The sequence below is a fragment of the Rhabdochromatium marinum genome (assembly GCF_016583795.1).
GTDB classification, from domain to species: Bacteria; Pseudomonadota; Gammaproteobacteria; order Chromatiales; family Chromatiaceae; genus Rhabdochromatium; species Rhabdochromatium marinum.
Window position 1 is genome coordinate 1 of the sequence record NZ_NRRS01000205.1, and the last position, 666, is coordinate 666.

Consider the following 666-nt stretch of genomic DNA (forward strand, 5'->3'; position numbering starts at 1 on the left):
CGGTATTCTGCACATAGGAAGCGGCAATTTGGCGACCATGATTGGCGCGCAGGTCTTCGCAGACGGCGTTGACGTTCATCTGGGAATACTTGTGCGAGAGCTGCTGGGCGAACAGCGGGGTGGCCTGACGAATGAGGCGTGCGCTGGCTTCCAGGGGGCAGTAGATACGACCGCCCTGGGAGGTTTGGTAGACGTTGCGCTCCACTTCAATGGCCCCATAGGGGGTTTGGTAGGGTGCCGCCTTTCAATGATGTCAATCATGAGCCATGCTTAGCAGCAATTCCCGCTGACCTCTGTGGCGAGCGGTTGCGATGGCCCCGATCCGCCGTTGAAAATCAACCGGCACGCGAACACCTCGCGACAAAGAAGCGCTGTGGTACGCCCGGCTTGTTCTCACCCTCAAACGACACCTCAAGCACGATCGGTCACGGCCGGGGGGCTACGAGGTGTTGTACCCCAAGGCGATCTGCGGTGGGTCGATAATCCTAAAAAGAGCAGTTCCCACCCCTCGCGAGCGGTTTTTCGCTCCCGATTACGGGCATCTGGGGGGCACTGAATCGGCTACGCCGGCGCAGGCAGGGTGTCCGGCGGGCGCAATTGACGCCCATTGAGAAACTTTTCCAGTGCCCGAGACAGAATGCGGTACCACCGCTGGAGCGGAGTCAA

1 pseudogene is annotated in these 666 nt (G+C 60.1%); it reads right to left on the reverse strand.

The window, feature by feature from the left end:
* Positions 1 to 205: pseudogene (locus tag CKO36_RS19325) on the reverse strand (ISKra4 family transposase); the annotation flags it as partial.
* Between the last annotated feature and the right edge of the window lie 461 nt (positions 206 to 666).